Here is a 26027-nt window from a genome sequence, read left to right as displayed (position 1 = left end):
ACTATTACTACCAAGTTATTTATTAAGTTTATCTATTATTTGCTTATACCTAAAGCAATCTGTGGTGTGGTCCATCACCATACCTACAGCTTGCATATAAGCATAACAAATGGTTGAACCAACAAACGTAAAACCTAGTTTTTTTAATGCCTTACTCATTGCGTCTGATTCTGCAATAGTGACAGGTATCTGCTCCATTTTTTTAAAATGATTTATTTTGGGTTTACTACCAACAAACGACCAAATAAATTGCACTGGATCCTCAAGCTTCAACCAAGCCATTGCATTTTTACGCGCAGCATTTACTTTCAATCGATTACGGATAATTCCTTTATCTTGTAATAACTGCTCAATATAATCATCAGACATTGTTGCTATTTTATGAGGATCAAAATTAAACAACACTTTTCGATAATTCTCTCGTTTTTTCAGTACAGTTAACCATGAAAGCCCAGCTTGAAACCCTTCTAGCAGTAACATTTCAAACAAGTGCTGCGCATTATAACTAGGTACTCCCCATTCCTTATCATGATAGGCTCTATATTCAGCATCGGCAGTACACCAATAGCAACGCTGCTTATCCATTACCATACTCCTTTAATAATCTATAAACCCTATTAAAAATAGCTAACTAAAGATATTTTTTTATAGTTACTTTATACTTTATCTTTTTTATTGCCAGCATTTTTTACAATGAATAATCAGTTAAACATAAAGTCGCTTATTTATACAGCCTGTCTATTATTAATATTACCTAATTTTATTTTTGTTATTGCAACTTATTGGACTGGCGATAATCGATCAATTTTTAATATTGATTATTTACTTCCTTTTATCTGTCTAATTTTTCATAATCGACTAGTAAGAGCAATAGGTATTATATTATTTGTATTTATTTTTCTAATAGATATCTTACTAATTGTATTACAACACTATCCAAGTTTTCATTTTAGAGACAGTCTTTATTTAATTAGTTTTATTTTTTCAGGCCCTAAAATTTTTCTTGTTTATGCCACAGCAGTTATTGCTATTATAGCTATAGAAGCGATTATTTTATGGCAATTCACTAAGAAAGTGACTATTAATAATCTATTAGCAGTTACCTTAATACTTATTTTAGGTAATACTGCTTGTTACTTAATAGAACAAAATAATGGCCAAGAAACAAATATTTACCATACGCCCTTTGCCAGTAGCAATTCTGTCTATTTTATAAAAAACCAAGAAGCCAATTTTTCAAATTTATTAGGTGGCGATTTATTAGCACCTAGCCCTTATTACCACGCTACTACACCTTGGACAAATGTCATACAACAACATCAACCCTTAAATCAGAAACTTCTTTTAATAGTGGTTGAGTCGTGGGGGCAACCTTTAAATCAAGCTATTCAAGAAGATATATTAAAAACACTAAAAACCAAAACGGATTCTTTTGAATATTTTAAGCAAGGTGATTTTTTATTTCGTGGCTTTACTGTTGAGGGAGAACTACGAGAACTTTGCCAGCTTTATCCTTCTACAGTGGATCTTTACCAAATAAAAACTGGCTTTCAAAATTGTATGCCCCACACACTTAATAAATTAGGTTATGAAACACAAGCAATCCATGGTGGTAGTAGCACTATTTATGGTAGAAAAGAATGGTATCCTAAAGCAGGATTTAAAACTCAAACCTTTCAAGAAGAATTAAACAAGCCTGTTAACTGTATACCTTTTAATGGTATCTGTGATTGGGATATTTTACCATTTCTCAAGCAATCCTTTGCTCAAGATAAAAAGCTCTTCAATTATTGGTTAACATTAACTGCACACTATACCTATTATCAACATGATATACATAATGAGCGATTTAACTGCACAACCTATAATTTACCAGAAACAGGAGACGCTTGTCGTAGCCTCAAGTTACAAGCGCAATTTTTTGATTATATAGCAGAGTTTGTGACCTCACCAGAAATGCAAGGTGTAGAAGTTATTATAGTAGGAGATCATCCGCCCCCGCTGTTTAAAGCGAGCGAGATTGCCTTATTTAAAACAAAAGAAATGCAAGATGGAAAAGTTGGCTGGATTCATTTCAAAATAAAAGATAAATCTTTACAATAATTTTGATTGATAAAAAAAGGGCATAAACGATTTAATGGCAAAAATAATCGTTTATGCCCAAAATGGCAACCTAGCCTACTAAATAGTTATTTCCACTAGCAGAAATACGCTTTTAGCTAAAATGTTAAATACTAAATTTTGATAAAAATAACCTACCTATAAATATGTATTAATTTATAAATAAAATATTTAATTTTTGAACAACTTAGATACCTTTAGCTTTCACTTGCTATTCCTTAAAACCCCAACAAATAAAAACTAAAATACACCCTATAAATGCTGAACCATCTATAGAAAACACCAATAATGAAACAACTTTTTTTCTATTACTGGAGATTCCTTCCCCTTCCATAATTATTAAAAAACATACTAAAAACTAATAAAAATCAAATGCAAAAACAACTTTTAAAAAAATTATTAATTTAACAAAAAGCTTTATAAACATTACTAATTAAAATAGGTAATACCCTCTTCTTAACACATAACAACCTAACACATATACTTATATACAAAAACATCAATACAAAACATAATTACTTATACTCTTTTAGTATATTAGCACAAGTTATTTTTAAGGATAATTAATATATTCTATCATCTTAAAACAATTTATTAATAGTACCATTTCTTTTTATTACAAAGTCTTATATAAATTATTATACAACTTCTGCATTGCAAGTAACATAAATCTGTATATAACTTTATCTTATTAATAAAAAGAAATTCTCTTACTTTTTTTATTATGGAAAAAAATAATCGCATTTTTGAATTATTCTTTTGTCTAATTTTACCAATTAGTTAGCTATACAATAAGCAAAATGGACATTATGCAAAATATGCATATGATATACACTATTTGCATATTATAAAAATAAACATATAATACACGCCCTTTATTCGAAAACCTTAACAAACAATTTTTGGATAAATCACATTATAAAAACATCTAGCTATTAAGCATTAACTATTGAGTTACCTGATGGGAATTACTATGAATACAGGTTTATATTATCCAGACCAGTTTAAAGATAACTGTGGCTTCGGCTTAATCGCGCATATGCAAGGTACTGCAAGCCATCATCTTTTAAAAACTGCCATTCAAGCACTTACTTGCATGACCCATCGTGGTGGCATTAATGCGGACGGAAAAACAGGCGATGGCTGTGGTCTATTAATTCAGAAACCTGATGCATTTTTCCGAATAATTGCTGAAGAACAGTTTCAAGCAAGCCTACCTGAACAATATGCGGTGGGCATGATATTTTTAAGCCCTGATGAGCAAAAGGCCAAAACAGCAAAAGAACAAATTAACCAACAAATTTTAGCTAACGGTTTAAAACTTATTGGCTGGCGTGAAGTGCCTACAGATGATTCTGTATTGGGACCATTGGCGTTAGAAAGAATGCCACGTATTGAGCAAGTTTTTGTAACAGGTGATGGACTTTCTGATCAAGCGTTTGCCATTAAACTATTTTTTGTACGTCGCCGTGCTGAAATAGCTTTAATAGATGATACCGATTTTTATGTTTGTAGCTTATCTGGTAAAGATATTATCTATAAAGGCTTAATGATGCCTGCGGATCTGGTGCAGTTTTACCCTGATTTAGGGGATGAACGCATGGCTACAGCTATTTGTGTATTCCACCAACGTTTTTCCACTAATACTTTACCTAGATGGCGTTTAGCTCAGCCTTTCCGATTTCTTGCACACAATGGTGAAATCAACACAATAACAGGTAACCGTAATTGGGCGCTATCTCGTCGTAACAAATTTGCTAACCCTTTATTACCTAACCTACAAGAACTAGATCCGCTTATAGATTGCTCAGGCTCTGACTCTGCTAGTATGGATAATATGCTAGAACTGTTAGTAACAGGTGGCATGGATTTATTCCGTGGTTTAAGAATGATGATTCCGCCAGCATGGCAGAATGTGGAAACCATCGATGCTGATTTACGGAGTTTCTATGAATTCAACTCTATTCATATGGAACCTTGGGATGGTCCAGCAGGTGTAGTATTAACTGATGGTCGTTATGCTGTTTGTTTATTGGATAGAAATGGGCTACGCCCTGCACGGTGGGTAACCACTAAAAATGGTTATATCACTTTAGCTTCAGAAGTGGGGGTATGGGATTATGATCAAAAAGATGTATTAGCTAAAGGCCGTGTAGGACCTGGACAAATTTTAGCTGTAGACACTCAGTCAGGTGAAATGCTCAATACTGAACAAATTGATAACCGCCTAAAAGTTAAACACCCATATAAACAGTGGTTAAAACAAAATGCTTTACGTATTCAAGCCACATTAAATGAAAGCCAACAAGGTGATGCTAGCTACTGTGGTGAACAATTAGCACAATACATGAAAATGTTCCAAGTCACCTTTGAGGAGCGCGATCAAGTATTACGACCACTAGCAGAACAAGGGCAAGAAGCAGTTGGCTCAATGGGCGATGATACACCAATGGCTGTGTTATCTCAGCGTGTTCGTTCAGTGTACGATTATTTCCGTCAGCAGTTCGCACAGGTAACTAATCCACCTATTGACCCCTTACGTGAAGAAATCGTAATGTCTTTAGAGACCTGCTTAGGCCCTGAATATAATATTTATGAAGAAGCGCCAGAACATGCTAATCGGGCTATTTTAACCAGCCCTATTATATCCCCTGCTAAATGGCAAACCATCCTTAATATGCAACGTGAAGGATTTGCTAAAGAAATTATAGACCTTAATTATGATCCTAGCATTGGTTTAGAAGCAGCCATCAAAAAAGTAGTGGAACAAGCAGAACAAGCTGTTAGAAATGGTAAAAGTCAGCTTATTCTTTCTGACCGTAATATCGCTGCTGACAAGCTACCTATTCACGCTGCACTAGCGGTAGGTGCTGTACAACACCATATGATAGCCACTGGCTTACGCTGTGAGTGTAATATTCTTGTAGAAACAGCAACCGCCCGCGACCCACACCAATTTGCTGTGTTAATCGGCTTTGGTGCTAGCGTGGTTTATCCTTACCTAGCTTATGAAGTATTAGCTGATCTAGTGCGTACAGGTGAAGTAGTAGGCGATCTTTACGAAGTATTTAAATACTACCGTAAAGGTATTTCTAAAGGCCTTAAGAAAATTCTTTCTAAAATGGGTATCTCCACTATTTCCTCTTACCGTGGAGCGCAACTTTTTGAGGCAGTGGGTTTATCTTCTGAAATAACTAACCTTTGTTTCCGTGGTGTACCAAGCCGTATTGAAGGTGCTCGTTTTATCGATTTAGAAGCTGAACAAAAGCTACTAGCTATTGAAGCATGGGATACTCGTAAAACCATTCAAAAAGGTGGTTTGCTGAAATTTATCTACAATGGTGAATATCACGCTTACAATCCTGATGTAGTACAACTACTACAAGAAGCTGTACAAACAGGTAACTATGCAAAATTCAAAGAATATGCACAAGCAGTAGATACACGTCCTGTTTCAATGATTCGTGACTTATTTAATGTTAAGGCACTAAATACACCTTTACCATTAGATAAGGTTGAACCTATTGGTGCCATTCTAAAACGTTTTGATTCTGCTGGTATTTCATTAGGTGCACTATCACCAGAAGCACATGAAGCTTTAGCTGAAGCTATGAATCGTCTTGGTGCACGATCTAATTCAGGTGAAGGTGGTGAAGACCCTGCTCGCTATGGCACCATTAGAATGTCTAAAATCAAGCAGGTTGCTACAGGTCGCTTTGGTGTAACACCAGAATACTTAGTCAACGCTGAAGTATTACAGATTAAAATTGCCCAAGGCGCAAAACCAGGTGAAGGTGGACAATTGCCTGGTGGTAAAGTGAATGGCTTAATTGCTCGACTACGTTATGCCGTGCCAGGGGTTACATTGATTTCACCTCCACCTCATCATGATATTTATTCTATTGAAGACTTAGCACAGCTAATATTTGACCTCAAACAGGTTAATCCACAAGCCTTAGTATCGGTTAAATTAGTGGCTGAAGCTGGAGTAGGAACCATTGCTGCTGGTGTCGCAAAAGCTTATGCCGATTTAATCACTATCTCTGGTTATGATGGTGGTACAGGTGCCTCTCCTATTTCCTCTATCAAATATGCAGGAGCACCTTGGGAATTAGGTTTAGCAGAAACTCACCAAACATTACGGGGTAATGATCTACGTGGCAAAGTCAGAGTACAAACGGATGGTGGCTTAAAAACAGGCTTAGATGTTATTAAAGCAGCTATTTTAGGGGCTGAGAGCTTTGGCTTTGGTACTGCACCAATGATTGCTTTAGGCTGTAAATACTTACGTATTTGTCACCTTAACAATTGTGCCACAGGTGTTGCCACTCAAAATGATCGTCTTCGTAAAGAACACTTTATTGGTACTGTTGAAATGGTCACCAATTTCTTCCAATTTATTGCTGAAGATACTCGCGAATGGTTAGCTAAGTTGGGCGTAACCAGCTTAGCGGAAATCATTGGTCGCACGGATTTATTAGAAGTTTTATCAGGTGAAACAGATAAACAAGCTAACTTAGATCTATCACCCTTACTGGCTAACAGCCAAATTAAAGATAAACCACAGTTCTGCGAGGTAGCAAATAATCCACCTTTTGATAAAGGGTTACTAGCCGAACGCATGGTTGAAATGGCCATGCCTGCCATTGAATCACTGTCTGGTGGAGAATTTGAACTCAATATCTGTAACTGTGATCGCTCCATAGGCGCAAGAGTATCTGGTGTAGTTGCTAAATTACATGGTAACCAAGGCATGTCTCAAAAGCCTATTACTTTCCGTTTCACAGGAACAGCAGGACAAAGTTTTGGGGTATGGAATGCTGGTGGTTTACATCTTCATTTAGTAGGCGATGCTAATGACTATGTGGGTAAAGGTATGACAGGCGGTAAGATTGTGATTACGCCACCCAAAGACAGCACCCTTAAAACCCAAGAGTCAGCTATTGTAGGTAATACCTGTTTATACGGCGCCACAGGAGGAAAACTCTTTGTAGCAGGTACAGCGGGCGAACGCTTTGGCGTACGTAACTCTGGTGCTCATGCGGTTGTTGAAGGAACAGGCGATCACTGCTGTGAATATATGACAGGTGGCTTCATCTGCGTATTAGGAAAAACAGGTTATAACTTCGGTTCAGGTATGACAGGTGGCTTTGCCTATGTATTAGACCTAGACCGTACGTTTGTGGATTTAGTTAATCATGATCTGGTAGAAATTCAACGGATTAGCAAAGAAACAATGGAAGCCTATCGCAACCATTTAGAAAGTGTATTGGATGAATATGTGGCTGAAACAGGAAGCACTTGGGGTAAAGAAATAGCTGATAATTTAGATGATTACATCCGTAGTTTTTGGTTAGTTAAACCTAAAGCAGCCAATTTAAAAATGCTGTTAAGCAGCACCCGAGCAAATCCACAATAATTAACTAAAGTGAGTGGTTAATATCACTCACCTTAATTACTACCGCCTTGCGGTAACGAGGTTGTAAATGAGCGAACATATACATAACGACTTCCAGTTTCTTGACGTATTACGTAAAGAACCTAAAAGAAAAGCTTTAGGTAAACGTAAAAGAGAATTTATTGAAATCTATAATATTTTTGAACCAGAACGTGCTACAGAACAAGCGGAGCGTTGCCTTGATTGTGGCAACCCTTATTGTGAATGGAAATGCCCTGTTCACAACTACATTCCTAATTGGTTAAAGCTGGTGGCAGAAGGCCGTATATTTGAAGCAGCTGAACTTTCTCATCAAACTAACAGCTTACCAGAAGTCTGTGGTCGCGTATGTCCGCAAGACCGTCTCTGTGAGGGAGCTTGTACACTAAATCAAACAGGCTTTAGTGCTGTTACTATTGGTTCAGTAGAAAAATATATCAGTGATACTGCTTTCGCTATGGGCTGGCGTCCAGATATTTCTCATGTTAAAGCCACAGGTAAAAAAGTAGCTATTATTGGTGCAGGCCCTGCTGGCTTAGGCTGTGCAGATGTACTTATACGTAATGGCGTGACGCCTGTTGTATTTGACCGTAACCCAGAAATCGGTGGACTGCTTACTTTTGGTATTCCAGAATTTAAATTAGAAAAAACTGTAATGAGTCGTCGTCGTGAGATTTTTACAGAGATGGGAATTGAGTTTCGTCTTAATACCGAAATTGGTAAAGACATTTCTATACAACAGCTACTGGACGAATATGATGCTGTATTTATGGGTATGGGTACTTATACTTACATGCAAGGTGGCTTTCCTGGGGAAAACTTAGTAGGTGTTTATGATGCATTAGATTTCTTAATTGCTAATGTTAATCATAACCTTGGCTTTGAGAAATCTGCCGATCACTTTATCTCTATGCAAGGTAAACAAGTGGTTGTATTAGGTGGTGGTGATACCGCTATGGACTGTACTCGTACCTCTATTCGTCAAGGCGCAACATCGGTTACTTGTGCCTATCGTCGAGATGCTGAAAATATGCCTGGCTCTCGCAAAGAAGTAAAAAATGCTAAAGAGGAAGGGGTTAGATTTTTATTTAATCGTCAACCTATTGAGATTATTGGTAATGGCAAGGTTGAAGGTATCAAAGTTGTAGAAACAGCATTAGGTGAACCCGATGCTAGAGGTCGCCGCTCACCTGTCGCTATTGCAGGCTCAGAAGAAATATTACCTGCTGATGCAGTTATTATTGCTTTTGGTTTCCGCCCTAGTCCTGCACTTTGGTTTGAGGAATATAAAATTAACTTAGATGGCCAAGGCAGAGTAGTTGCGCCAGCAACTGGTCCTTATCAATACCAAACCAATAACCCAAAAATATTTGCAGGGGGTGATATGGTAAGGGGTTCTGATTTAGTAGTGACTGCTATTGCAGAAGGTCGTGGAGCTGCTGAAGGTATTTTAAACTTCTTAAAAGTTTAATCTCTCTATAAAGGGCAATGATTATATTGCCCTTAATTTTTGCTCTTGTATTTTTTGCCAAAAAGCAGGCAAAAAGATCTCTTGTACAATCACATTGACTTCGTCATTAATAAAACTTGACCACCTTCCCCATAAGTTTTGAAACTGATGAGTTGCTGGTAATAGCTCAGCAGGATATCGCGTTGCTTCAAGGGGTGTTCTTTGAAAAGTCTTATCAATAAATAATATAGAGCCTAATGATTTTTCACCAATATTAGTTAAATCATATTGATCATTTTTTAAATCAGTTTGTAAAGCAACACTACGCGCGTAAACCCAAGGCTCACCACAGCCTTTTAAAAATACCTCTCTAACCCAACCTTTCTTATCAGTAGGGGCTGCAAGCTTTTGGTATTCATCTTGACGTAATGTCTGCCACTCTTCCAGTAATACCTCAATAGAGAATTGTTGTTGACTAATTGCTGTTAATCTTTGGGTAAGAGAATCTTCATTAAATAGCCAATCAGCTTCTTGTTCTGCGAGTTGCTCATGTAACTCTGGCTGGGTACGCCATTTAATTGTTAACGAATTATTATTCATAAATTACTTTATTGTGAAATTAGTAATGAACTACGTATAGCACCAAATATTGTATAGTGCATACTGAGTATTGACGAGTGATAACATGATTATTATTGATAAATATTAGAGCGTAAATTATATCACTAGTTCCCTGCCAATGATCCATAGGCACCAGCAACACTTACTATAAATATTAAAGCGTGAACTAAAATATGTGCTTTACTTAACTTGCCTTGATCCATCAAATAATTACTTAATTTCTTATTATAAAGCCCATTACAATAATTACCTATTGCCTCTCTAAAAATCAGTTTTTGCTCATTATCTGCTACTAATATTAACTCACAACTCCTAATCACATCTATGCTTTCACTTTCATAGCGATATTTTGTTTTAGGAACCATCATTTGTTGGCCATTAATATACTTCGTTTCAAAGGTAGTATAGGGAGTCGTTCGAAAAACAGTTTCTCGAGTCTCAGTATTAAAACGCCATACATAACGATTATCTAGTATATAACTAGGCTCACCTATTACAGCTATTACTTCATCTGGTGTTTCAAAACGCTCCAATATTGCGTTTGTTTTAAATGTTGTACAACCTGTCAAACTTAGTAATAACAACATGATTAAAGCCCTTGTCACTTTATACTCCCTATATTATATGGACAAATCACTTACTACTATAGCTAACTCATTATTATTAATAATAACCCATTTAAAAATTAAAACAATTGTTTTACAATAATAAAATTAATTGCTTTATCCCATACCAAACCACCTTATTATTTCTTTTTATAAAGTATAAAATAGATAAACTCTGGATTTGTATTTTTAGGATATTAACAATCATGCGGCAAATAGTTTCCCAAACCAAACGCTGGGTTATAAAAATAGGTAGCTCTTTACTTACTGCTAATGGTAAAGGACTAGATCCAAATGCTATGCGTGGCTGGGTTGAACAAATGGTTGCCTTACGAAATCAAGGTATTGAACTTATATTAGTTTCATCAGGCGCTGTTGCTGCAGGCATGAGTAAACTAGGCTGGGATACTCGACCTAAAGAAATGCACCAACTGCAAGCAGCGGCTGCTATTGGTCAAATGGTACTCGTGCAAGCTTGGGAAAACTGTTTTGATCAGTTTAATTGCCAAGCAGCCCAAATCTTACTGACCCATGATGATCTATCTGATCGCAAACGCTATTTAAACGCCCGTAGTACCTTAAGAGCCCTAATCGATTTAGATATTATTCCTGTAATTAATGAAAATGATACGGTAGTTACCGATGAAATTCGTTTTGGTGATAACGATACCCTAGCTGCATTGGTAGCTAATCTAGTTGAAGCAGATTTATTAGTTATTCTTACTGACCGTGATGGCATGTTTAATGCTGATCCACGTAATAATCCAGATGCTCAGTTAATTTACGAAGCTAAAGCTAATGATCCTAGCTTAGATGATGTTGCTGGAGGTGCAGGTAACTTAGGTCGTGGCGGTATGCAAACTAAACTTAGAGCAGCCCGTTTTGCTGCTCGTTCTGGTACAAATACCATTATTATCGGTGGCACCATTCCCCAAGTCATTACCAGAATACAACAAGGTGAACGTATAGGAACGCTACTAACACCTGATCAATCACCTATTGCAGCTCGCAAACAGTGGTTAGCAGGGCAACTACAAGTTAAAGGCAAAATAACACTTGATAACGGCGCTGTAACTGCACTCACCCAATATCATAAAAGTTTACTTCCTGTGGGTGTAAAAAATATAGAAGGTGATTTTAGACGTGGTGAAATGGTTGCCTGTACTAATTTAGAAGGTATGGAAATCGCCAGAGGGCTGATTAACTACAACGCTACAGAGACACAAAAAATTATCGGTTTAAGCTCAGATGAAATTGAAAAAGTTTTAGGTTTTATCAATGAGCCAGAACTTATTCATAAAGATAATTTAATTATTAACTAGGAAATTAGCCATATTATTAGCTTTGCACAAAATACTCTTTTGAAAGTATATTTGATTAAGCCTAGTTTTTGCTTTAGTTATGTTAAGTAATAATAAGTTAAGTTCGTTTCACTCATTACCTAACAACCTTAACGAGTTTGATACCTAAAACTAGGATCAGTATCATTATATTGATAAACATTAACTTGATAACCTTTGCAAATTTTGTGAAGGACAATCGGCCAGTAAATCAGTCACTGCTCTGCCATCTGGCAAACAAATTGCTGGCGCTATTTCTAATAAAGGGATTAGTACAAAGGAACGCAAAGCCATTTGTGGATGAGGTATTGTTAAACGCTCTGTATTAATTTGTTGATTACCATAGAGAATTATATCTAAATCTAAGGTTCTCGCTCCCCATCGTTCTGTGCGAACTCTTCCATGTTTATTTTCGATTTGCTGTAAATAATCCAAAAATACTTCTGGGACCAAGCTTGTTTCTAAACAAGCAACAGCATTAATATATTGAGGCTGACCTTCTACCAATGAATCACTTATATATAACGAAGACTGCTTAATTAATTGAGTATTAGGCAGATTAGCTAAGGCTGTTAATGCTGTGGTTAACTGGCTAACAGGATCTTGTAAATTACTACCCAAACCAATATAAACAAGTTGCTTAGTCAATTTTTCCCTCTGCCTTATCCTTTGTTTTGGGCTTATAGTAATGGCGTTTTCTTCGATTTGGCTTTTTATCTCCATTTACTTGCCGAATCATTGTTCGTCTTTGCTGATCATCAGCTTGTTGATAAGCTGTCCACCACTTACCTAAGCCCTCTGTATCCTCTCCAATAGACTCCCTTAATAACAGAAAGTCGTAACCTGCACGAAAACGAGGGTGTAATAGTAAAGCATCTGCTTTTTTACCTTGCCGTCTGGTCAGCCTAATTTGTGCTTCCCAAATCTCACGCATCGGTATACCAAAGCGTTTAGGAATAGTTGTATATTTACTTTGCTCAACAATTATATCATTGGCTAAATCGTGTAAATCTAACAGATTAGGGAGTTTTTCAGAAATTGGTTTGCCCAATCGCTCTAATAATACTGGCCACAATAAACTAGCATATAAAAAAGCAGGGTTAACTGTTTTTCCACTATTTAATCTTGCATCCGTATTAATCAAAGCTTGCTGAATAAACTTTTCGGCCTGCGGCGATTTAGCCAAAACTTCTGCTGTCAAAGGGAATAGATAACGAAATAGATTATATTGGCAAAGTAGTGTAAATATCTTTACTGCATTACCAGATAAAAATAATTTTAATACCTCATCAAATAACCTAGCAGCAGGAATATCTGCTAACAAATAAGCTAGCTGATTAAGCGGTTGCTCAGTTTCGGGGGCTATAGAAAAATCTAGCTTTGCCACAAATCTGATCGCCCGTAACATTCTTACGGGGTCTTCTTGATAACGTTTTTGTGGATTGCCTATTAAACGAATTACTTTATTATTAATATCTTCTAAACCATTTACATGATCCACAACTCGTTTTTTTACAATATCATAATAAAACGCATTAATCGTAAAGTCTCGTCGCGCTGCATCTTGCTCCATTGAGCCATAGACATTATCACGTAATATCCGACCATTACTGTGTTGCGATGCATCCGTTGCAATATCATCTTTACTGTGTGGACCTCTGAAAGTCGCTACTTCTATAGTCTCTCTACCCCAAAAAACATGAACTAATTTAAAACGACGACCAATCACTCTTGAGTTACGAAAAATTCTCTTGACCTGTTCGGGGGTTGCATTGGTAGCCACATCAAAATCTTTAGGACGTAAACTAAGTAATAAATCACGGATACACCCCCCCACTAAATAAGCTTCATAACCTTCTTTATGAAGTTTTTTAATGGTTTCTAACGCATTTTTGCTAATATGTTCTTGTTCTAATATATATTTTTTTTGGGGTAATGGTTGAACACTTTCTGATGGCTTATCAGAGCGTTTAAAAAGGCTATCTACAGATTTGAATATTTTTTTCAACATAAAATATTAATACACTTTATTTTGGATAAGTTTTAATAGCAGAGACAACAACCAAATACCTCATTTATAAAAATTAGACTATGAAAATAACAAGTTATAATTTAAAAAAAGTTTGCTTATAGTCAACTAGTTATTTAAATTTCACACTTTTTTCACAATTTGAACAAATAACTATCGATAATTATAACAATACACTGTATAAATATATATTAATTTGAGTTAAGCTATACCAATAAAATCATTTGTAAGCTATTGTATAGAGCCTTGCGCAACATATTTGATAGATGAGTAATGCTTTTGACTTATGTCATAACCTCTACTCAAGTAAATGATTAAATAATGAGACATTTTTAGAGGGTATCTCATGCGACGCGATCCGATTACTTTATTTGATAATGGCACCCATAAGTGTGTCTGTTTTGATAACCTTGTTACAGGTGGTGGTGTACAGTCTAATCAATTTGTGATTTTAGACGGTGATCAGGCTATCCTCCTTGATCCAGGTGGAGATTTAACTTATACCACTTTAACTTTAGAGATTGCTAAGCATTTAGCCCTAAAAGATTTGACTTATATCTTTGCATCTCATCAAGATCCAGATATCGTGGCATCTTTAGACAAATGGTTATTACACACTAATGCACGTGTTATTTGCTCTAAGTTATGGGCGCGTTTCTTACCTCACTTAGTGGCTAACTATCTTTCTAATAGCCATGGCATTAACACTTATGAACGTATCATTCAATTACCTGATGCAGGTGGTGCTATTCCTTTAGGTGATACTAAATTAATGGCTGTACCCGCACACTTCCTACATTCGGAAGGTAACTTCCAAATATATGATCCTGTAAGTAAAATCTTATTCTCTGGTGACTTAGGTGCATCTATTGTAGATGATGCAGAGCCCGTTACGAACTTTGAAGAACACTTACCAAATATGCTTGGCTTCCACCAACGCTACATGATTAGTAACAAAATCGGTCGCTATTGGGCAAGTATGATTCGTGGTTTAGATATTGAAATGATGGTTCCTCAGCATGGTCGCCCATTCAAAGGTAAAGAAATGGTTAATAAGTTTATCAATTGGTTTGAAAACTTAGAGTGCGGTGTGGACTTAATCACTCAACAGAACTATGTTATACCAAAAATATAGTCTTATCTAATATAAAAAAGCTGCTTATTAAGCAGCTTTTTTATTGTCTACAATTTATTATTACGCATATTTCTTAGCTGTTTTTCAAGCACTTCAGCATAAGGTTCTAACACACGTTCAATACAAAAGGTATCTGTTGGATTAGCTAATCCTCTAATCTTAGCTAAAATCCCTATCCTCTCGTCACTTGCAACAGATTGATCCATTAATAATAAATTACGGCTATGATCAACCAATGACTGAGCTAATTTAATAGTTGCATTCTCTAATAACTCTTGAGGTGTTAACCCTAATAAATCTGTACCTTGTGCCAACGCTATTTGCAACAATAGAGTAATATTAGTATCAGCTAGCTCAACTTGTAATTCATGGCTTAAGCCACGCATTAATTCACCACAACAGATGGCATGGGTTAAATAAGTATCTGTATCATTACCCCGCCCATGAAATAGCACTAAACTACTACCATCATTTAAAGTATGTATTTCACCTTTATAAATACGTACAGTTTGATCTAAACAATCACGATAACGCTGTAATAAATTAATTAATCGCTCTTTGGATAATAATTTTAATTTATCTTGCCCACCCAATCGTATATACAATACGGCAGTTTGTGTAGGCGGTGGTATAGTTACAGCACTTTCTGACTCTTGTTTATCTGTTGCCAGTGAATCACTAGCAACAGCTATATCTTTATCAGTACTCTCTGCGCTGTCAAAACAAGCAATTTCATCGAGAAAGGACTGATCAAAATTACTATCTGTTAACTCATCTTCAGCCTGTTTAATATTCACAACCTCAGCTTCAACCACCTCAGGCTCTGGCTCAATAAACTGTGCGTAATATGCTTCAATTTCTTCAGCTGTAATTAATTTAGTTTGTAACTCCCTCGCTAAAGCGCCTATTTCATCTTGACGATCACTAGCGGGAACGGGCATAACGGGATCCCTCACCCACTCCCGTAATTGAGCAATTGGCACAGTAATTTTACGACCTAATCTAAAGATAAAAATTAACACAGCAACCAGTAAAATTCCTGCAATAATAATAGCACGCTCAATACTCACCACCCAAGGTAACTGAAACTGCTGATGATTTAACCTTAGCCGTAATTCAACATTTGGCTGTTTTTGGACAGCTAATTTTTCTTTATATAAGTCTGTTTTATTGGTGTGAGTAAACTGTTTGAGCCCTGCACGAAATAACTCATTACCTTCACCATCATAAATACCCACATCAGCAACTAATGGATTTTTAGCCAATGAACCTAACAGAATATTCAGCCCTAACTTATCATCAATGGCTAATAACTCCGCTGCCCTTTCGGCAGTTTGAGTTAATAAACTTTGCCCTACCGCATCAGCCTGTTGACGCATTGAAAGTTTAAACTGATCATTAACCAACCAAGCGTAAACACCAAAGGCAATAGCTAACACTAACAAACATTGCAAGATCAAACTTGCAACGAGAGAGACACGTTTTTGTCGTATTGTTTGGTTGGAATATAAAAAAAGATTGTCTTTTTTAGCATGTTGTTGCTGTTTCACAAGCAAAACTCTTTTAAAAATAGGAATATATTAGTATAACGAGCGTTTTTTTTTGGGGAAAGCCCTTAAACAAGTTAAAATAGTAAAAATTTGTGCTTTACAGTGTTGGAGATTGTAGATTGCGTGAAATTATTTTAATTAATATTACTGGAGAAGACCGTCCTGGACTTACTGCAGCAATTACAGGTGTGTTAGCTGCTGGGGGGGCGCAAATTCTTGATATTGGCCAAGCAGTGATTCATAACACACTATCTTTTGGTATTCTTGTAGAGCTTCCTGATAATAGCGATTCTAATGTTCTAAAAGATGTATTATTCTGTGGTTACGAACTAGATCAGCAAGTGCGCTTTACTCCTATTTCTGAACAAGATTACCATGTTTGGGTTGCTGGTCAAGGTAAGCCACGTCATCTTGTAACCTTACTAACTCGTAAAGTTACTGCTGAACAACTCTGTCGAGTAAGTACTATCACAGCAGCTCATAATCTTAATATTGATCACATAGACCGTTTATCTGGTCGTATTCCTCTTAGTACTTCGCCAGAAAACAGTAAAGGCTGTATTGAATTCTCCGTTCGTGGTGAAGCAGATACTGCCAAATTGAAAGCCGAATTCCTAAATGTAGGTGCTGAGTTAGGTGTAGATATTGCTTTCCAACAAGACAGTATTTATCGCCGTAATCGTCGCTTAGCTGTATTTGATATGGATTCAACCCTTATTGAAGCAGAAGTCATTGACGAGCTAGCCAAAGCAGCAGGCGTTGGTGAGCAAGTATCGGCTATTACTGAACGAGCTATGCGTGGTGAAATTGATTTTAAAGAAAGCTTTAAAGAACGCTTAGCGTTACTCAAAGGCCTGCCTGAAACTGTATTAGAGGAAATAGCTGATAATCTACCACTAACTGAAGGAGCCGAAAATTTATTTGATGAGCTTAAAAAGCTCGGTTATAGAACAGCCATTCTTTCAGGTGGTTTTAGCTACTTCGCTAAAAAATTACAACAAAAACTAGGCATTGATTATGTCTATGCCAATGAACTACAAATAGTAGATGGCAAATTAACAGGTGTAGCTATTGAGCCTATTGTAGATGCGCAAAGAAAAGCTAACCTATTAAAAGAGTTAGCGATAAAAGAAAACATAAGCTTAGAACAAACCATTGCGGTAGGTGACGGAGCAAATGACTTACCGATGTTAGGTATTGCAGGGTTAGGTGTTGCATTCCGAGCCAAACCATTGGTTAAACAATCAGCTAAACAAGCTATTTCTAACCTAGGGTTAGATGGCATTTTATATTTATTAGGCTATCGAGACAGAGAAGCACAACAACAGCCTATTGATTAAACAATTAAATCTTATTATTTACTAGGAAACTTCACAATAAATGTTAATCCTATAAATAACGAGATAAAGTTGTATGTTGTTTTGCAATACCGTTGTAGAATACTTATCCATTATTCTACTGTGATTGTGAGTTTTACGAGTAAGTTGGTTACCCCGAATGTATCGCATGATTAGGATTAAATACCCTTGTTTACCTAACAATGTATTTACTAATCCACTCACGTTAATAATTAAACTATTGCCGTGAAAACAGGAGCTTTCAATGCCTGACTATCGTTCCAAAACATCCACCCAAGGCCGTAATATGGCGGGTGCCCGTTCCTTATGGCGTGCAACGGGTATGAAAGATGAAGATTTTAGTAAACCAATTATTGCTGTGGCTAACTCGTTTACCCAGTTTGTACCAGGCCATGTTCATCTAAAAGATTTAGGCCAACTGGTCGCCCGTGAAATTGAAAAAGCAGGCGGTGTCGCCAAAGAGTTTAATACTATTGCGGTTGATGATGGTATTGCTATGGGACATGATGGCATGCTGTATTCGCTACCAAGCCGAGAAATTATTGCTGACTCTGTAGAATACATGGTTAATGCCCATTGCGCAGATGCCCTAGTCTGTATTTCTAATTGCGATAAAATCACACCTGGTATGCTAATGGCGGCATTACGCCTTAATATCCCCGTAGTTTTTGTGTCTGGTGGCCCAATGGAGGCTGGCAAAACTAAGTTAGCAGACCATAATCTAGACTTAATTGATGCAATGGTTATTGCCGCTGATGATAACTATACAGATGAACAAGTTGCAGAATATGAGCGTAGCGCTTGCCCTACTTGTGGCTCATGTTCTGGAATGTTTACCGCCAACTCTATGAACTGCTTAACAGAAGCACTAGGTTTATCCTTGCCTGGCAACGGTACTACCTTGGCAACTCATGCAGATCGTAAACAGTTGTTTGTTAATGCTGCTCATCTCGTCGTAGACCTTTGCAAGCGTTATTATGAACAAAACGATAGCTCCGTATTACCACGCAATATCGCATCCTTAGCTGCTTTCAAAAATGCGATGACACTTGATATTGCAATGGGCGGTTCTACCAATACCATTCTACATTTACTAGCTGTTGCTCAAGAAGGTGAAGTCGCGTTTGATATGAAAGTCATTGATGAGCTTTCTCGCCAAGTGCCACAGCTTTGCAAAGTTGCTCCTAATGTGCAGAAATATCATATTGAAGATGTACATCGTGCTGGTGGTATTTTTAGTATTCTAGGCCAATTAGCTAAAGCAGAACTAATAGATACCTCTGTTAATACTGTACATAGCAAAACCTTAGCAGATGCTATTGCACAATGGGATATTAGCCAAACTAATGATGAAGCTGTACATACTTTCTTTAAAGCAGGTCCTGCTGGCATACGTACCGAGCAAGCCTTTAGTCAATCAACCCGTTGGCCTAGTCTTGACCTAGATCGCACTGAGGGTTGTATTCGTGATTATGAACATGCCTACTCTAAAGATGGTGGACTAGCAGTACTATATGGCAATCTTGCTGAAGATGGTTGTGTAGTTAAAACAGCTGGAGTAGATGATTCTATCTTACGTTTTGAAGGTACCGCCCATGTATTTGAAAGCCAAGATGCGGCTGTTAAAGGTATTTTAGCTGACGAAGTAAAAGCAGGCGAAGTAGTGGTTATTCGCTATGAAGGTCCTCGTGGTGGGCCAGGTATGCAAGAAATGCTCTACCCAACCAGTTACCTTAAATCCAAAGGTTTAGGCAAGCAATGTGCTTTATTAACTGATGGACGTTTTTCTGGTGGTACATCTGGCCTATCTATCGGTCATGCCTCACCAGAAGCAGCATCAGGTGGCAATATTGGTTTGGTACAAAACGGTGATAAGATATTAATAGATATTCCTAACCGTTCTATTCAACTTCTTGTTAGCGACGAAGAGTTGGCTAATCGTCGCGCAGTACAACAACAAAAAGGTTGGAAACCTGCTGCACCAAGAGCAAGAAAAGTCAGTACCGCACTTAAAGCTTATGCTTTATTAGCAACCAGTGCAGACAAAGGTGCTGTACGTAATAAGCAGCTACTAGATAGTTAATTTAATATAACCATCCTATAGCTAAATATTAAGGTATAGGATGGTTTATTCCTTCTACCAACATCCCAATATCAATTCCTTGTTCACTAAACCATCCTTGTGGCACCTCTAATGCATAGCTAATAGGCTGCATGGCACATACATGGTTAAGGCTTTCTGGCTGTAATTGTTCAATTTGTACAATCTGTTTCTGCTTATCAATAAAGGCCAATGATAATGGTATATAAGTATTTTTCATCCAAAAACAAGGCATTGAGTCTTCATCCAAATAAAATAACATGCCTTGCCCCGCCTCTATGCTTTTACGAAACATTAACCCTTGTTGGCGCTGTTGTTCAGTAGCCGCTAATTCAACCTGTAATTTAATGCCATTAATTGTTAATAATTGCTTAGCAAAAGTAAGCTGACTATTCTCCGCTACTACTGCTTGCGATATTACCCCTAGAACAATAATCAACCAATACTTTACTAATTTCATTAGTTATCAATCCTATTACCATTTATAAATTATTATAAAACATACTTTGCAATAAATTTCGGCAATATAATAGTTATTTTTGCTATAATTCATTCTTTTAAATATGTTCTTTCATGCCATAATAAACAACTACTGGCATTAATTATATTTTGGGAGGAATTATGGCTTGGAATGAGCCTGGTAATTCAAATAACAACGATAATGATAAAGATAAAAATCGTGATCAAGATCCTTGGGGCAAACCACCTAAAAACAATGGTGGCAATGATGGCCCGCCTGATCTTGATGAAGCTTTACGTAAAGTCAAAGAGTCTTTTAACAAATTCTTAGGCGGTAAAAAAACCTCTAATAATAACTCAGGTCGAAATAATGGTGGTGGTGACTTTGCAATTCCTATCTTACCTATTATTTTAATTATCATTGTAGTTATTATTGGTTTTTGGCTTTCTAAGGCGATCTATGTAGTAGATCAACAAGAAGAAGCTGTTATTTTACGCTTTGGTAAATACCATGATACTGTTAAACCTGGCCTACATATCTATTTTCCTCCTATAGATACTAAGTTTCAGGTCAATGTAACTGCAGAACGCTCTTACAGCAAACATGGACAAATGTTAACCAGTGATGAGAATATTGTAGAAATTCCTCTCACTGTTCAATATCGTATTATTGATCTAGAAAAATTCGTTCTAAAAAATGATGCCCCTGAGCAAAGCCTAGAAAATGCTACTGACAGTGCTTTAAGGCAAGTAGCAGGCTCAACTAATATGGATGATATCCTAACGAGTGGCCGTGAAAAAATGGCGGGTGATATTCAAGAAGAATTAACAAAAATGCTTGAAAAGTACGAAACAGGCATTCAAGTCACGCAAGTAAATATCCAAAGCGCCACAGCGCCATCAGATGTTCAATCTGCTTTTGATGATGTAATTCGTGCCCGTGAAGAGCAACAAAAATTAAAGAACGAAGCAGAAACCTACCAAAATGGTATTGTTCCTGATGCTCGTGGTGAAGCAGCACGTATCGAAAAGCAAGCTACTGGTTATCGTGAAGCCATTGCTGATAGAGCGACAGGTGAAGCAATTCGCTTTGAAAAATTACTAGCGGCTTATCAACAATCTCCTAAAGTAACTAGAGAACGTATGTACCTTGAAACTATTCAAGAAATACTTACCAAAACCAGTAAAATCCTAGTTACGGGTAAAGATGGACAAAGCCAATTGCTTTATCTACCTATCGATAAGTTAATGAATAATCAACCAGCTATACCAACCAACAACTCTACTGCTAATAGTAACTTTAGCACTGGTATTAACTCATACAATCCACCTATGGATACTAGTAGCCAAAGACCTACTAGCACAGACTTAAGAACAAGGGGGAACCGCTAATGAGTAATAAATTACTTTTTCCTTTAGTCTTTGTTTTCCTACTTGTTATTTTTGCTTGGAACTCACTTTATATTGTTTTACAAACAGAAAAAGGCATTTTATTGCGCTTTGGAGAAATAGAACAATCTAATTTAGAGCCAGGTTTACATTTTAAATGGCCTATCATCAATAAAGTTAAACTTTTTGATGGTCGTCTACTAACGCTAGAAACACCCAATGTACGTTTTCTTACTAAAGAAAAGAAATCTGTTATGGTTGATGCCTACGCGCGCTGGAGAGTTTCTAATCCTGAACTATTCTACACCAGTGTACGTGGTGAAAAAGCTATCGCCGATGAACGCTTAGGTCGCCGTTTAGATGCTGCATTACGTAATCAATTTGGTAATAAAACCCTTAACGAATTAGTGAATGATTCTGGCGAATTAACAGAATCCACTAGCAAATCTGCCAGTGGCCGTAATGAAGTGATGGAACAAGTAACCGATTCGCTTAATAAAATGGCTCAAAAAGAGTTAGGTATTGAAGTGCTTGATGTAAGAATTAAAGCGATTGATTTACCTAAAGAAGTTTATGACAGTGTATTCGCCAGAATGCGTACTGAGCGTGAACGTGAAGCTCAAAAATATCGTGCGGAAGGACGTGAAGCTGCTGAAAGAATTCGTGCAGAAGCAGATCGTCAAAAACAAGTTATTTTAGCAGAAGCTTATCGTAATGCTGAAGAGATACGCGGTGAGGGCGATGCCGAAGCGGCAACCATCTATGCTAACGCTTATTCTAAAGCACCAGAATTCTATAACTTCTATCGTAGCCTACAAGCCTATCGTGAAAGTTTTAAAGACAAAAACGATGTGCTAGTACTTGATCCCAACTCTGATTTTTTCCGCTACTTACAGAAAGTTAGCGAATAATTAACAAGGGGGTGTAAAATACCCCCTTATTTATTTCTATCTATCTGGAGGTCACCATTGCAGTCAGGCTTAATGATTGTACATGGCAATCACCTTGAACAACTAAGAAACCTTGCTGTTAGTTGGTTGCAAGAACATCCTCTACCTCCCTTAGAACCAGAAATTATTCTGGTGCAAAGTAATGGTATTGCTCAATGGTTAAAGCTAGCCCTCGCTGCCGATCCTATTAATGATGGCTGTGGTATAGCGGCTGCCATTAATATCCAATTACCTGCACGTTTTTTATGGCAAATTTATCGTACCGTGTTAGGTGAAAAAGCGGTAGCTAAACAATCGCCTTTAGATAAAGCCCCCCTTACATGGCGCCTACTTAGACTACTACCACAATGCTTGAATAACCCGTTATTCACTGCATTAAAACAGTTTCTTGCTGATGATATTGACCAACGTAAACATTACCAATTAGCTGAACAACTAGCCGATCTATTTGACCAATACCAAGTTTATCGTTCTGATTGGCTACAAGACTGGTTACAAGGCAAAGATCAACTAAAAAATGTGCATGGCAAAGTAAGACCTGTCCCTCAAGAACAACGCTGGCAACCTGCCCTATGGCGACTTTTACTCGAAGATTTAGGAGAAGAAGTCATGCAAGGCAGTCGTGCAGGCGTACATCAGCATTTTATTGAATATTGCCAACAACTAACCAAAGCTCCTAAAGGGCTACCAAAGCGTATTAGTATTTTTGGTATCTCAGCATTACCTGCCCAAATGGTTGAAGCACTCGCTATATTAGCTAAATTTACGCAAGTAATGCTCTATGTACACAATCCTTGTCGCTATCATTGGTTAGATATTATTGAAGGTAAACAACTATTACGCCATGAATATCGCCGCCAAAAGAAAAAAGTTAATAAACTGCAAATTCAAGACCTCCATCAACATGGTCATCCTCTACTAGCCGCTTGGGGCAAGCAAGGTCGTGACTATATAAACCTACTGGATAGCTACGATGATCCCGAAAGTTATCAACAACGCTTTGGAATTATCAATGAAGGCAAAATAGATCTTTATGACGCCCCTAAAACCGATACCTTATTAGGGCAACTGCAGGATGATATTCTTGAATTAAGAGCATTACCAGAAACGCGTAAGCAATGGCCAACCGTCAATATTGAACAAGATCATTCTATTCGTTTCCATATAGCTCATAGCCCACAACGTGAAGTAGAAATCTTACAAGACCAATTGCTTGACTTATTTAACCATGATAAATCATTATTGCCACGCGATATCATTGTCATGGTACCCAATATTGACCAGTATGCCCCCTTTATCCAAGCAACCTTTGGCAAAATTGATAAACAAGATAAACGTTATATTCCCTTTACCCTTTCTGATCGTGGTAAAAGAAAAGTAGAGCCATTACTGATAGCACTTGAATATCTTCTACAGCTACCTGATAGTCGATTTGCTGTAACTGATATATTAGACCTACTTGATGTACCTGCTATCCGTAAACGTTTTAATTGGCAAGAACAAGATTTACCTACCCTCCATCGTTGGATACACCAAGCAGGAATTCGTTGGGGGCTAGATGCAGAACAAAGGCATAAACTTGGCCTACCAACAACAATGGAACAAAATAGTTGGCTGTTCGGTTTACGCCGTATGTTACTAGGCTATGCTATTGGTAATAGTGATACTAACTGGCAAACTATACAACCCTTTGATGAAATTGGTGGTAATCAAGCTACTCTTATTGGTTCACTCACCCAATTTATTGCGGTATTGGATGATATTCAACAGAAACTATCACAACACTTATTACCTATTGAATGGGCAACCCTGCTCAGACAACTACTAGAGTTACTATTCGAACCAAGCAATGACAATGAACAACAACTTGTTACGGAGCTAGCTAATCTACTAGATGACTGGTTAACCCTGTGTGAAGAGGCAAGTCTAAATGAACAGCTACCGTTGACTATTGTTAGAGAGGCTTGGCTAGCAGGTATAGATAACGAACGTTTTACCCAAAACTTTATTGCAGGCTCAGTCAGTTTTTGCACGCTCATGCCTATGCGCGCCATTCCTTTTAAAATTATTTGTTTATTAGGTATGAACGATGGTGACTACCCTCGCCCCTCAACACATCTTGATTTTGATCTGATGACAAAAGATTATAGGCCAGGAGATCGTTCGAGAAGAGAAGATGATCGTTATTTACTATTAGAAGCTTTACTATCCGCCCGTAATCGTCTTTATATTAGCTGGATAGGCCGCAGTATTCGTGATAATAGCGAACGCCCCCCTTCTGTTCTTATTGGGCAACTAAGAGATCACTTAGCCAGTGGTTGGCTATCAAAAGATGGCAAAGATCTACTTAATTCGCTAACACAAGTACATGCTTTACAACCCTTTAGTCGTCGTTATTTTCACAATGAGAATAACTGGTTTAGCTATGCTCAAGAATGGGCAGGGCTCTATCAAGAAAATCATGCTTTAACTAATCAACAAAAACTACCCATCTTTCCTGCTGATACACCAGTTACCCTAGAACAACTCACTAGTTTTCTTAAACATCCCGTACGTTACTTTTTTAATCAACGCCTAAAAGTCTCTTTTAACCAAACCAGAGAATTTATGGAAGACGACGAACCCTTTTCTCTAAAGGGTTTACAGCGTTATCAAATAACTGAACAATTATTAAAAAATTGTCTTATTCATAATAAAAATGAACAACAGATACAACAGATTTTAATTAACAATATTGATAACCTACAACGTAGTGGACAGCTTCCTATGGCTGGGTTTGGTCAACAACTAGGTTTAGAACTTATTAACCAATTAACGCCCTTACTAGAGCAACATCGTTTACTGATAGCACCCTATCAACAAATAACAACCCCATTACCTATTAACTACCAATACCAAGATATTCATTTACAAAGTTGGCTAAATAATCTTTATCAACTAAATGACGAACATTTATTAAACTGCTTTACTTTACCTAACACATTACTAAATGGTAAAGAATATAAATGGCAACAACTAGTTGCTCCTTGGGTTATACAACTAGCCGCTAATAGCTGCAATATACCTCTACAGACACTTATTCTAGGTTTAGATTGTTATATATCCTTAGCGCCCATTAACCCTCAACAGGCTATTCCTTTACTTAACTCTCTATTAATCAGTTGCCAACAAGGAATGCAACAACCTCTTCCTGTGGCTATTAAAACTGCCTTTACCCTGTTATCTAAAAACAACTTAGAATCAGCTCAGACAACTTATGAAGGGACAGAATATACATCAGGTGAGTGCCAGCAAAGTGCTGTACTGCTAAGGCAATATCCTAGTTTTGAAATACTCAACCAAAATCAGCAATTTGAACAGTGGGCAGAAAAACTCTATCAACCCATTTACCAAGCAGATTGGCAACTTTCTATCTACTCAACAATAAATTAACTTAAATAATTGTTATTTTTACGCGCTACCAATTTTTTATCTATATAATA

Annotated in this window: 17 protein-coding genes; 10 read left to right on the top strand and 7 right to left on the bottom strand. The window is 37.1% G+C overall.

Annotated elements, in window-relative coordinates; translation table 11 throughout:
• Positions 1-15: 15 nt before the first annotated feature.
• Positions 16-585: a DNA-3-methyladenine glycosylase I gene (locus JHT90_RS01310; protein WP_201093149.1), complete on the bottom strand. Its 570-nt coding sequence runs from the start codon at positions 583-585 to the stop codon at positions 16-18.
• 108 nt (positions 586-693) lie between these two features.
• Between JHT90_RS01310 and JHT90_RS01305 the strand changes: the two genes are divergently transcribed.
• From JHT90_RS01305 to JHT90_RS01295, 3 genes are all read left to right on the top strand, one after another.
• Positions 694-2103 carry a sulfatase-like hydrolase/transferase gene (locus JHT90_RS01305; RefSeq protein WP_201093147.1) on the top strand — a complete coding sequence of 470 codons (1410 nt, stop codon included), beginning with the start codon at positions 694-696 and terminating at the stop codon, positions 2101-2103.
• Positions 2104-3094: 991 nt separating this feature from the next.
• Complete coding sequence (gene gltB, locus JHT90_RS01300) at positions 3095-7540, top strand: glutamate synthase large subunit (RefSeq protein ID WP_201093145.1); 4446 nt, start codon at positions 3095-3097, stop codon at positions 7538-7540.
• 67 nt (positions 7541-7607) lie between these two features.
• Positions 7608-9029, top strand: coding sequence for an FAD-dependent oxidoreductase (locus tag JHT90_RS01295; protein ID WP_201093143.1), 1422 nt, complete (start codon positions 7608-7610; stop codon positions 9027-9029).
• A 21-nt stretch (positions 9030-9050) separates the two neighbouring features.
• Here the strand turns inward: JHT90_RS01295 and JHT90_RS01290 are convergent, their stop codons facing one another.
• Both JHT90_RS01290 and JHT90_RS01285 read right to left on the bottom strand, forming a co-directional pair.
• A complete protein-coding gene (locus JHT90_RS01290) occupies positions 9051-9608 on the bottom strand; it encodes a chorismate--pyruvate lyase family protein (RefSeq protein ID WP_201093141.1) in 558 nt (185 codons plus the stop codon).
• 125 nt (positions 9609-9733) lie between these two features.
• Complete coding sequence (locus JHT90_RS01285; protein WP_201093139.1) at positions 9734-10234, bottom strand: hypothetical protein; 501 nt, start codon at positions 10232-10234, stop codon at positions 9734-9736.
• Between the two features lie 206 nt (positions 10235-10440).
• Here JHT90_RS01285 and proB point away from each other — a divergent pair, with 206 nt between their 5' ends.
• On the top strand, positions 10441-11556 hold the full coding sequence (gene proB, locus JHT90_RS01280; protein ID WP_201093137.1) for a glutamate 5-kinase: 1116 nt from the start codon (positions 10441-10443) through the stop codon (positions 11554-11556).
• A gap of 180 nt (positions 11557-11736) precedes the next feature.
• Here proB and folK read toward each other — a convergent pair whose 3' ends face one another.
• Positions 11737-12222: a 2-amino-4-hydroxy-6-hydroxymethyldihydropteridine diphosphokinase gene (folK, locus tag JHT90_RS01275; protein ID WP_236254001.1), complete on the bottom strand. Its 486-nt coding sequence runs from the start codon at positions 12220-12222 to the stop codon at positions 11737-11739.
• Positions 12215-13585, bottom strand: a complete 1371-nt coding sequence (gene pcnB, locus JHT90_RS01270; protein WP_201093134.1) for a polynucleotide adenylyltransferase PcnB — start codon at positions 13583-13585, stop codon at positions 12215-12217. The genes folK and pcnB overlap by 8 nt, the downstream gene beginning before the upstream one ends.
• A gap of 364 nt (positions 13586-13949) precedes the next feature.
• Between pcnB and JHT90_RS01265 the strand changes: the two genes are divergently transcribed.
• On the top strand, positions 13950-14738 hold the full coding sequence (locus JHT90_RS01265) for an oxygen-binding di-iron domain-containing protein (protein WP_201093131.1): 789 nt from the start codon (positions 13950-13952) through the stop codon (positions 14736-14738).
• 47 nt (positions 14739-14785) lie between these two features.
• On the opposite strand, the gene JHT90_RS01260 is transcribed toward JHT90_RS01265, so the two are convergent.
• Positions 14786-16288, bottom strand: coding sequence for a histidine kinase (locus JHT90_RS01260; protein ID WP_201093130.1), 1503 nt, complete (start codon positions 16286-16288; stop codon positions 14786-14788).
• 119 nt (positions 16289-16407) lie between these two features.
• Between JHT90_RS01260 and serB the strand changes: the two genes are divergently transcribed.
• Positions 16408-17628 carry a phosphoserine phosphatase SerB gene (gene serB, locus JHT90_RS01255; RefSeq protein ID WP_201093129.1) on the top strand — a complete coding sequence of 407 codons (1221 nt, stop codon included), beginning with the start codon at positions 16408-16410 and terminating at the stop codon, positions 17626-17628.
• Positions 17629-17890: 262 nt separating this feature from the next.
• Positions 17891-19729: a dihydroxy-acid dehydratase gene (ilvD, locus tag JHT90_RS01250; protein WP_201093127.1), complete on the top strand. Its 1839-nt coding sequence runs from the start codon at positions 17891-17893 to the stop codon at positions 19727-19729.
• Between the two features lie 28 nt (positions 19730-19757).
• On the opposite strand, the gene JHT90_RS01245 is transcribed toward ilvD, so the two are convergent.
• A complete protein-coding gene (locus JHT90_RS01245; RefSeq protein ID WP_201093125.1) occupies positions 19758-20207 on the bottom strand; it encodes a DUF192 domain-containing protein in 450 nt (149 codons plus the stop codon).
• A 161-nt stretch (positions 20208-20368) separates the two neighbouring features.
• Between JHT90_RS01245 and hflK the strand changes: the two genes are divergently transcribed.
• From hflK to recC, 3 genes are all read left to right on the top strand, one after another.
• Entirely contained in the window at positions 20369-21598 is a 1230-nt protein-coding gene (gene hflK / locus JHT90_RS01240; protein ID WP_201093123.1) for an FtsH protease activity modulator HflK, read from the top strand.
• Positions 21598-22506 carry a protease modulator HflC gene (gene hflC / locus JHT90_RS01235; protein WP_201093116.1) on the top strand — a complete coding sequence of 303 codons (909 nt, stop codon included), beginning with the start codon at positions 21598-21600 and terminating at the stop codon, positions 22504-22506. Before hflK ends, hflC begins: the two co-directional genes overlap by 1 nt.
• 72 nt (positions 22507-22578) lie before the next feature.
• Entirely contained in the window at positions 22579-25977 is a 3399-nt protein-coding gene (gene recC, locus JHT90_RS01230; protein ID WP_201095713.1) for an exodeoxyribonuclease V subunit gamma, read from the top strand.
• Positions 25978-26027 lie beyond the last annotated feature (50 nt).

This window comes from Entomomonas asaccharolytica, assembly GCF_016653615.1.
In the GTDB taxonomy this organism is placed as follows: Bacteria; Pseudomonadota; Gammaproteobacteria; order Pseudomonadales; family Pseudomonadaceae; genus Entomomonas; species Entomomonas asaccharolytica.
The sequence above is the reverse complement of the archived record's forward strand: the minus strand, read 5'-3'. Positions and strand labels throughout refer to the sequence as shown.

Coding starts and splice junctions, on each gene's coding strand:
- gltB (WP_201093145.1), top strand. CDS start 3,095: ATGAATACAGGTTTATATTATCCAGACCAGTTTAAAGATAACTGTGGC.
- JHT90_RS01305 (WP_201093147.1), top strand. CDS start 694: ATGAATAATCAGTTAAACATAAAGTCGCTTATTTATACAGCCTGTCTA.
- pcnB (WP_201093134.1), bottom strand. CDS start 13,585: ATGTTGAAAAAAATATTCAAATCTGTAGATAGCCTTTTTAAACGCTCT.
- hflC (WP_201093116.1), top strand. CDS start 21,598: ATGAGTAATAAATTACTTTTTCCTTTAGTCTTTGTTTTCCTACTTGTT.
- proB (WP_201093137.1), top strand. CDS start 10,441: ATGCGGCAAATAGTTTCCCAAACCAAACGCTGGGTTATAAAAATAGGT.
- JHT90_RS01290 (WP_201093141.1), bottom strand. CDS start 9,608: ATGAATAATAATTCGTTAACAATTAAATGGCGTACCCAGCCAGAGTTA.
- JHT90_RS01310 (WP_201093149.1), bottom strand. CDS start 585: ATGGATAAGCAGCGTTGCTATTGGTGTACTGCCGATGCTGAATATAGA.
- ilvD (WP_201093127.1), top strand. CDS start 17,891: ATGCCTGACTATCGTTCCAAAACATCCACCCAAGGCCGTAATATGGCG.
- recC (WP_201095713.1), top strand. CDS start 22,579: ATGATTGTACATGGCAATCACCTTGAACAACTAAGAAACCTTGCTGTT.
- JHT90_RS01295 (WP_201093143.1), top strand. CDS start 7,608: ATGAGCGAACATATACATAACGACTTCCAGTTTCTTGACGTATTACGT.
- JHT90_RS01245 (WP_201093125.1), bottom strand. CDS start 20,207: ATGAAATTAGTAAAGTATTGGTTGATTATTGTTCTAGGGGTAATATCG.
- hflK (WP_201093123.1), top strand. CDS start 20,369: ATGGCTTGGAATGAGCCTGGTAATTCAAATAACAACGATAATGATAAA.
- JHT90_RS01265 (WP_201093131.1), top strand. CDS start 13,950: ATGCGACGCGATCCGATTACTTTATTTGATAATGGCACCCATAAGTGT.